This is a genomic window from Acidimicrobiales bacterium (assembly GCA_036273495.1).
In the GTDB taxonomy this organism is placed as follows: Bacteria; Actinomycetota; Acidimicrobiia; order Acidimicrobiales; family JAJPHE01; genus DASSEU01.
In genome coordinates this window covers 1-8717 of sequence record DASUHN010000186.1, presented here as the reverse complement: position 1 = coordinate 8717, position 8717 = coordinate 1, and the positions used below count along the sequence as shown (strand labels likewise).

Annotated in this window: 8 protein-coding genes; 5 read left to right on the top strand and 3 right to left on the bottom strand. The window is 71.8% G+C overall.

Translation table 11 applies throughout. From position 1 onward, the window contains the following. From VFW24_07930 to VFW24_07915, 4 genes are all read left to right on the top strand, one after another. The coding region (locus VFW24_07930) for a primary-amine oxidase (protein ID HEX5266688.1) at window positions 1-1298 on the top strand (1298 nt) is incomplete at its 5' end. A gap of 4 nt (window positions 1299-1302) precedes the next feature. Continuing rightward, window positions 1303-2196, top strand: coding sequence for a 3-keto-5-aminohexanoate cleavage protein (locus VFW24_07925; protein ID HEX5266687.1), 894 nt, complete (start codon window positions 1303-1305; stop codon window positions 2194-2196). A gap of 17 nt (window positions 2197-2213) precedes the next feature. Then, complete coding sequence (locus VFW24_07920; GenBank protein HEX5266686.1) at window positions 2214-3104, top strand: crotonase/enoyl-CoA hydratase family protein; 891 nt, start codon at window positions 2214-2216, stop codon at window positions 3102-3104. A 10-nt stretch (window positions 3105-3114) separates the two neighbouring features. Next, on the top strand, window positions 3115-4371 hold the full coding sequence (locus tag VFW24_07915) for an MFS transporter (GenBank protein HEX5266685.1): 1257 nt from the start codon (window positions 3115-3117) through the stop codon (window positions 4369-4371). A gap of 64 nt (window positions 4372-4435) precedes the next feature. Here the strand turns inward: VFW24_07915 and VFW24_07910 are convergent, their stop codons facing one another. Then, window positions 4436-4894 (bottom strand): SRPBCC family protein, encoded by a 459-nt coding sequence (locus tag VFW24_07910; protein ID HEX5266684.1) that lies wholly within the window; start codon window positions 4892-4894, stop codon window positions 4436-4438. A gap of 64 nt (window positions 4895-4958) precedes the next feature. Further along, window positions 4959-6554, bottom strand: coding sequence for an AMP-binding protein (locus tag VFW24_07905; protein HEX5266683.1), 1596 nt, complete (start codon window positions 6552-6554; stop codon window positions 4959-4961). A gap of 30 nt (window positions 6555-6584) precedes the next feature. Here VFW24_07905 and VFW24_07900 point away from each other — a divergent pair, with 30 nt between their 5' ends. Further along, window positions 6585-8165 (top strand): hypothetical protein, encoded by a 1581-nt coding sequence (locus VFW24_07900; protein ID HEX5266682.1) that lies wholly within the window; start codon window positions 6585-6587, stop codon window positions 8163-8165. Window positions 8166-8192: 27 nt separating this feature from the next. Here VFW24_07900 and VFW24_07895 read toward each other — a convergent pair. Beyond that, window positions 8193-8717, bottom strand: a 525-nt coding sequence (locus tag VFW24_07895; protein HEX5266681.1) for a serine hydrolase domain-containing protein, incomplete at its 5' end; no start/stop codon positions are given.

Sequence of the window (8717 nt, the reverse complement as noted above, 5' to 3'; positions counted from 1 at the left end):
GCTTCCTGCCCGAGGACCAGCCGGCCCTGCGTCAGCCCCTCAAGCCGCTCGTCATCACCCAGCCCGAGGGGCCCGGCTTCAGCGTCGAGGGGAACCTGGTGCGCTGGGGACCGTGGCAGTTCCGGCTCACCTTCGAGCCGTTCGAGGGCCTGGTGATGCACCAGGTCGCCTACGAAGACGGCGGGCGCGTGCGCCCGGTCATGCACCGCGGCTCGATCTGCGAGATGGTCGTCCCGTACGGGGACCCGAGCCCGGCCCACGGCTGGAAGAACGCCTTCGACGCCGGGGAGTGGGGCCTGGGCCGGCTCACCCAGCCCCTGACGCTCGGGTGCGACTGCCTGGGGGAGATCCACTACTTCGACGCCACCCTGGCCAACGAGCAGGGCCAGCCGTGGGTGATCGAGAACGCCGTGTGCCTCCACGAGGAGGACTACGGGATCCTGTGGAAGCACGTCGACCTGATGGGCGGCCGCAGCGAGGTGCGCCGCAGCCGCCGGCTGGTCGTCAGCTTCATCACAACCGTGGGCAACTACGAGTACGGCTTCTTCTGGTACCTCTACCTCGACGGCGGCATCCAGCTCGAGGTGAAGCTGACCGGGATCGTCTCTTCGATGGCGATCGCCGAAGGGGACCAGCCGCCGTTCGCCAACGTGGTGGCCCCCCAGGTGGCCGCCCCCCACCACCAGCACCTGTTCTGCGCCCGTCTCGACATGGACGTGGACGGCTCGACCAACCGGGTGTACGAGGTCGAGGCCGAGCCCCTTCCCGCCGGGCCCGACAACCCGTGGGGCAACGGCTTCCGCCAGCGGTCCACGCTGCTCGAGCGGGAGAAGGCGGCCCGGCGCCAGACCGACACGGCCCGGTCGCGGGCCTGGCAGGTGGCCAACCCCGAGAGCCTCAACCGGGTGGGCCGGCCCGTCTCCTACAAGCTGATCCCCACCATGGCCACCCCGCTGATGCTGGCCGGCGCCGACTCCCCGATCGGCAAGCGGGCCGGCTTTGCCCACCACAACCTGTGGGTGACCCCGTACTCGGCCGACGAGCGCCGGGCGGCCGGTGAGTTTCCCAACCAGCACGCGGGCGGTGACGGGCTGGCCCGGTGGACGGAGGCCGACCGCTCGATCACCGACACCGACGTGGTGCTCTGGTACACGTTCGGCCTCACCCACTTCGCCCGGCCCGAGGACTGGCCGGTGATGCCCGTGGAGTACTGCGGGTTCCTGCTGTCCCCGGTCGGGTTCTTCGACCGCAACCCCGCCCTCGACCTGCCCCCGTCCGGGCACCACTGCGAGTCCTGACGCCATGCCTGCTCCGCCCGTGATCATCGAGGCCGCCATCAACGGCGGTACGACGAAGGAGCGCAACCCCAACGTCCCCCGGCAGCCGGAGGAGATCGCCGCTGACGCCATCGCGTGCATCGAGGCCGGCGCCGCCATCGTCCACAACCACATCGACCGGGGCGGCCTCAGTGTCGAGGAGGCGGCCGAGCGCTACCTCGAGGGCTGGCTTCCCGTGCTGGCCGCCCGCCCCGACGCCCTGGTGTACCCGACCGCGCACTTCGGCCCCCCGCTCAGCTACGAGCACCTCGCCCCGTTGGCGGGCAGTGGCCTGCTGCGGCTGGGGCTCACCGATCCGGGCTCGGTCAACCTCGGTGGGGTCGACGAGCGGGGGGTGCCGGCCGGGGCGTTCGTGTACGCCAACTCCTTCGACGCCATCACCCGGGCGTTCGAGATCTGCCGGGAGCACGGGCTGGGCCCGAGCATCGCCGTCTACGAGCCCGGGTTCCTGCGCGCCACCCTGGCGTGGTGGCACGCCGGAGAGCTGCCGGCCGGGGCCATGGTCAAGCTGTACCTGTCGACGGACTACGGCCTCCTCGGGGCCCCGTTCGGCCTGCCCCCCACGCTGACGGCGCTGGACGCCTACCTGGAGATGCTGGCCGGCTGCGACCTGCCCTGGGCGGTCTCGGTGGTGGGCGGCGACGTCACCGCCAGCGAGGTTGCGGCGGTGGCCCTCGAGCGGGGCGGGCACCTCCACCTCGGCCTCGAGTTCTACGGCGGCCCGCGCACACCGACGAACGTCGAGCTGGTGGCGGAGGCGGTGGCGCTGTGCGAGAAGGTCGGGCGGCCCGTCGCCACCCCGGACCAGGCGGCCGACATCCTGGGCCTGCCCCGGACGCGGGCCGGCGTGGGGAACTAGCCGGCGAGGGAGGGCGGGTGGCCGAGGTCGACGGCGCGACAGCTTCCGGCGTGGTGTCCTACGAGGAGACCGACGGCGTGGCCGTCGTCACCCTCAACCGCCCCGAGAAGCTCAACACGCTCAACGAGGCCGTCATCCAGGGTCTGGCCGACGCCGTGGACCGGGCGGCCGAGTCGCCGGAGGTGAGCTCGGTCGTCCTGCGGGGAGCGGGACGCACGTTCACGGCCGGCTACGACCTCGACTTCGGGGCCCGGGACCCCGGCTTCGCGGTGCACGGTTACGGCGCTGCGCCGGTCGAGGCCCGGCCCGGGGCGTGGGACCCGGTGCGCGACTACCACATGATGGGTCACAACGTGCGGCGCTTCATGCGCATCTGGGAGTGTCCGAAACCGGTGATCGGCCAGCTTCACGGCTGGGCCATCGGGGGCGGCACCGATCTCCTCCTGTGCTGCGACCTGATCTTCATGGCCGACGACGCCCACCTCGGCTATGCCCCCTCGCGCATCTTCGGCACACCGACGACGATGCTGTGGGTCTACCGGGTCGGGCTCGAGCACGCCAAGGAGTTCCTGCTGAGCGGGGACGCCATCGACTCCGCCACCGCCCACCGCATCGGTCTGGTCTCGAAGGTGTTCCCCGCTGACGCCCTCCACGCCGAGACGATGCGGTACGCCGCCCGGTTCCGCCACATCCCCGCCAACCAGCTGGCTCTGAACAAGATGCTGATCAACCAGGCCTTCGAGAACATGGGCCTGCGCACCACCCAGCTGCTCGGGACCCTCTTCGACGGCGTCACCCGCCACACCGAGGAGGCCTACCGGTGGGTCGAGGACTTCTCCCGGCTGGGCTTCCGCGAGACCATCCGGCGCCGGGACGCCCCGTTCGGGGACTACGGGGAGGGCCAATAGGGTCTCGGGGATGGCGGAGGCGGCACCGGCAGGCCTGATCCGGCGCACCTTCTCCTCGCTGTGGGAGCGGAACTTCCGGCTGTTCTTCTTCGGCCAGCTGATCTCGAACAGCGGCAACTGGCTGACGATCGTGGCCGTCACCCTCTTGGTCCTGCACCGGACCCACAGCGGTGCCGCCGTGGGCCTGCTCTCGGCGTGCCAGTTCGGGCCCATCCTCGTGCTGTCGGCCTGGGCCGGCGTGGTGGCGGACCGCTGGGACAAGCGGCGCCTGCTCTACGTGACCCAGAGCCTCGAGATGACCCAGTCGGCCGTCCTGGCCGTGCTGGCCTTCCTGCCCCACACCCCGGTGATCGCCTTCTACCTGACGATGCTGGCCGGGGGCGTGATGCTGGCCTTCGACAACCCGGCCCGGCGCTCGTTCGTGAACGAGATGGTCGGAGCCGAGGACGTGCCGAACGCCGTGACCCTGTACTCGGGCATGGTCAACCTGTCCCGGATCTTCGGCCCCACCCTGGCCGCCTTCCTGGTTGCCGGCGCCGGCTACGGCTGGACCTTCACGGTCGACGCCGCGTCATACGTGGTGGTCATCACCGCCCTGGTGCTCATGAGGCCCGACGAGCTGCGCCGGGCCGAGCGAACCCCGCGGGCGCGGGGCCAGATCAGGGCCGGACTGCGCTATCTGGCCGGGATCCCCGAAGTGTGGATCTCCTTCGTCATGCTGCTGGTGATCGGAACGGTCAGCTACAACTTCACCGTCGTGTTCCCGCTCTTCGTCGAGCGGGGCCTGCACGGCAGCGACGGGGACTTCGGCCTGGTGTACGCCACCTTCAGCGCCGGGTCGGTCCTAGGCACGCTGGCGGTGGCCCGCCGGTCCCGCATCAGCCTGCGCACCATCGTGATCGGGGCCGCCGTCTTCGGTCTCAGCCTGCTGGCCCTGTGGCCGGTGCCCGATCTGGCTCTCGCCTTCCCGGTGGTGGCGGCGGTGGGGGGAGCCAGCGTGTCCTACATGACGGCCACCACCGCCCTGGCCCAGATCCGCTCTGAGCGGAAAATGATCGGGCGGGTGCTGGCCATCCAGACCGTCCTGCTGATCGGCACCACCCCGATCGGCGGACCGATCCTCGGTGTGCTCGCCGACGGGGCCGGGGCCCGGAGTCCCCTTCTGGCCGGTGGGGTGGCGGCACTGGCCGCCGCCGGGTTCGGGCTGGTGATGGGCCGGAGGACCGGCACCCTGGGAGCGGGGGGACGACCGCCTCGGATCCAGTGAGGTCGCCACGGTGCGAAGCATCGGCGCCGTCCGGGACGCCCGCCCCGTCACCGCGAGGTGGTGCTCACGTCACGAGCTTCTCGATGCGCTCGAGCGTGGCCGTCATGTCGCGCCGGACCCGCTCGGGCAGCCGGCCCCGGCGGAACAGTCCCTTGAGGCTGTCCCGGGAGATGTCCCAGGTCTCCCTGACCCTCGTCCCGCCGTCGACCGGCTCGAGCTCGTAGCGCCACCGCCGCCCACTGGGCGCCAAGCGGCCGATCACGCCGCCCATGCCCGGAGCCCACGCGATCAGGCGGTTGGGCTCGAACTCCACCACCTCGTTGCGCACCCTGTAGGGCACGCCCTGGCGCATCGACATGCCGAAGGTGGAGCCCAGGCTCAGCGTCTCCCCGGACGGCTTGGCGGCGCGAACGGTGCCGGAGCCGTCGATGGCGGGGTGCTGGGTCGGGTCGGCCAGCAGGGCGAAGATCGCCTCGGCCGGGGCGGGAATCACCCGCTCTACGGTCACGGCGTAGTCGTCCACGGCTACCTCCTGGATCGCGCTGCTCGCGCGGGTCGATGGTTCGGATGGTGCGATGCGGGCCCCCTCACGTGGCGGCCACTGCGTTGCGGGCGTCCTGCCAGTGGGCGTCCCGCAGGCGGCGCTTCAACACCTTGCCGGTGGGGTCTCGCGGCAGGGTGGCGACGATCTCGACGTGTCGGGGGACCTTGTAGTCGGCCAGTTGTGACCGCAGGAACTCGGCCAGCACCGCCACCTCGACCGGCTCCCTGGTCTCCACCAGCGCCTTGAGCTCCTCTCCGGAGCGTTCGTCGGGTACGCCGAAGACGGCGCAGTCCACGACCAGCGGATGGCGGTGCAGGGCGGCCTCGATCTCGGCCGGGTAGACGTTGACCCCGCCGCGGATGACCATGTCCGACGCCCGGTCGGTTATGTAGAGGTAGCCGTCGGCGTCGAGGTACCCGACGTCTCCGACCGTGAACGCCCCGTCGCGCCAGGCGCTGCCGGTCTTCTCGGCGTCGTTGCGGTAGTGGAAGCGGGAGTCACCCGCGGGCCGGACATAGATCAGCCCGGGCTGGCCGGGAGGACGGGGCCCGCCGTCGTCGTCGAGGATCCGGATCTCCACGCCGGGCCAGGGCCGGCCCACGCTGCCGGGATGCTGGCGCCACTCGTCGGGGGAGATCCGGGTGGCGCCCCCCTCGGTGGCGCCGTAGAACTCCCAGACCTCTGCCGACGGGAGGGCGTCGAGGGCCTGCCACTTGACCGGCACGGGGCAGGGTGCGGCGGCGTGCAGCACCAGGCGCAGGCTGGACAGGTCGTGGCCGTCCCGCTCCGCCGCCGGCACCTCGAGCAGGCGGATGAAGTGGGCCGGCACCATGAAGCACGCCGTGACCCGGTGCCGCTCCACCAGGGCCAGCCACTCCCGGGCGTCCCAGCGCTCCTGGACCACGACCGTGCCGCCCTGGGCCAGGGTCGTGAAGCAGTAGGCGTTGGCGGCGTGGTAGAGCGGGCTGCACGCCAGCCACACGTCCTGTCCCGTGATGCCCCACATGGCGGCCAGACCGGCGTGGATCAGGGCCGAGTCGGCAGGGGGACGGTCGCGCTCGACCCCCCGGGGCCGGCCGGTCGTCCCCGAGGTGTAATAGACGTACTCGGGCCAGGCCGGGGCACCGTCCTCGGGCACGGGGGAGGCCCCGGCCACGGCCGCCTCGTAGCTGTCCGCCCCGGTCCCGCCGACCACCAGCACCACCGTCGGCGCGTCGGCACCGAGGGCCTGCCGGGCGGTGTCGGCAAAGTCCCGGTGCACCGCCAGCACCCGCGCCCCCGAGTCCCGGAGCAGCCAGGAGACCTCGTCGCTCTTGAGGTGCCAGTTGATCGGGACGACGGCGCAGCCGGCCCGGGCGGCGCCGAGCGAGAACTCGAAGAACTCGATCCCGTTCGGGAGCATGGCGGCGACCCGGTCCCCGGGGCCGGCCCCCGCGGCGGCTATGACGGCCTGGCACCGCGCCGCCCGCTGGGACAGCTCGGCGTGGGTGAGAACCCGATCACCGAAGATCAGGGCTGGCTGCTCACTCATCGGCTCCCCCTCGACGTGGCGCTCCCAGCGGTGGAGCCCCGGATCTCCGCCCCGAGGGTAGTTAATACACTCGTTCCGAGGCTGGGGGCGGGGGATGACCGAAAACAAGCACCTCGGACACCGGGGCCGGAGCCAGTGATGCCCTTCCGACAACTCCGGCTGTGGGCCGGACGGGCTCCGCTGCCCCAACGGGTTGCCGCCGGGATCGGCGCCGCCCTGGTGGTGGCCGTGGTCTCCTGGCTGCTGGTCCCCCCGAAGGCGACCGTCACGACCGTCGGGGCCGGCACCTTTCCCAACTCGGGGGCCGGCTCACCGGGCGCGGCCCCGGGACGGGCCGGTGCCGCGACCGGCGCCACGGTGAGCCCGGCGGGAACAGCGGGCGCAGGCACACCCGGCTCGGTCGCGGGGACCTCGCCGGGGGGTGGTGGAGGAACCACGCCCGGCGCCCCCGCCGGCGGGAACCAGGCGGGACCGGCCGTGGCGACTCCCAACGGGACCGGGTGCAGCCCGCCTCCCGGCACCGACCAGGGTGTGAGCGGCGCCGACATCAAGATCGCCATCATCGTCATCAACATCTTCGGGCCGACCACCAACGGCGCCTTCGGGATCGCCTCCGCCAGCCAGCAGCAGGCGTACTTCCAGAACGTGGTCAACGCCATCAACAGCTCGGGTGGGGTGGCATGCCGGCACAAGCTGGCCCCGGTCTTCTTCCAGGCCAACGCCGCCGACTCCAGCAACCTCCAGCAGGTCTGCCTCGACGTTGAGCAGGCCAAGGTGTTCGCGGTCGTCGACTACGGCGCCTACGACATCTACCCGTCGCTCGCGGCGTGCTTCCCCAACAGCGGCCTGCCCTACATCAGCGTGACCCTGCCGCCCCAGTCCGAGCAGAAGCAGTTCTACCCCTACATCTTCAGCTCGGCCAGCACCCTGGAGCTGCTCTATCGCAACGCCGTCATGGCGCTGGCGGGCCGCGGCTTCTTCAGCGCCTCGAGCGGGTTCAGGAAGCTCGGGTTCCTGTACGAGGACTGCGTGGCCCAGGAACCGCCCGAGGTGGAGGCCCTGCTCCACCAGGTGGGCCTGAGCGCGGCCCAGATCGTCACCTACGACCTGGGCTGTCCCACCGGGTTCGCCAGCCCGAGTGACGTCGAGCAGGCCGTGCTCAAGTTCAAGGGATCCGGCGTGACCCACGTGACCGAGGCCGGCACGGTTCCCAACTTCGGGCTGTTCACCAAGGTGGCGGAGCAGCAGGGCTTCCGGCCCAAGTACGGCCTGCCCGACGAGGGCGAGGTGGCCGTCACCAACAGCAACGAGGGCCCGGACCAGAACAACATCGCCGACGCCGTCGCCATCACCGGCGGCCGGTTCGGCGAGGACGTCACCCCCGGCATGCAACCGACGGCGGGAACCAAGGCCTGCAGCGCCATCTTCCAGGCCAACGGGATGCCGCCCGTGTACCAGCAGCCGCTGGGCGCCGGGGGCAGCGCATGCGACGACCTGTGGCTGCTGGCCGGGGCCGTCAACCACGCCCCCGCTCTGCAGCGGCGGGCGCTGGCGGCCGGGCTGCAGGCGGCCCGGTCGGTCGAGTTCTCCTACCCCTACGGCCCGAACAAGTTCGACCCCGGGGTCACGACGGGCCAGGAGTTCTGGCGCCCGCTGCAGTTCCTCACCAGCTGCGGCTGCTGGCGGGTCATCGACCCGACGTTCCACCCGTCGTTCTGACGGCAGCCCCCTGCCGGGAGGCCCTGTTCAGTCGGTGAGCGACTGGTACACGAGCTGCTTGAGCTGGGGCCGGATCGGATAGGTGCTCGACGGGAGCAGCTGGGTCAGGAAGACCGCGGTCAGCTCCTCGGCGGGGTCGACCCAGAAGGCGGTGCTGGCCGCGCCTCCCCACGCGTACTCCCCCGCGCTCGACAGCACCTTGTTCTTCACCGGGTCGACCACCACGGAGAACCCGAGCCCGAAGCCGACCCCGTCGTAGGTCGTCTCGGCGAAGAGGGGCCGGCCGAACTGCTCCAGGTCGGCGCCTCCGGGGAGATGGTTCCGGGCCATGTACTCCACCGTGCGCGTGCCGAGCAGCCGGGTGCCGTCCAGCTCCCCGCCCCGCAGCAGCATCTGGCAGAAGCGGTGGTAGTCGGCGGCGGTACCCACCAGTCCCCCGCCCCCGGACAGGCACTCGGGCCGCTGGAGGGCGGCCGCCCCCATCTGGTCGATCCGGACCGGTCCGCGGCCCGGGCCGCCGGCCGTGTACAGGGCGGCCAGTCGCTCGGCGTC

Excerpts from the sequence above, each read along its gene's own strand:
- VFW24_07915 (HEX5266685.1), top strand. The coding sequence starts at position 3,115 with ATGGCGGAGGCGGCACCGGCAGGCCTGATCCGGCGCACCTTCTCCTCG.
- VFW24_07900 (HEX5266682.1), top strand. The coding sequence starts at position 6,585 with ATGCCCTTCCGACAACTCCGGCTGTGGGCCGGACGGGCTCCGCTGCCC.
- VFW24_07925 (HEX5266687.1), top strand. The coding sequence starts at position 1,303 with ATGCCTGCTCCGCCCGTGATCATCGAGGCCGCCATCAACGGCGGTACG.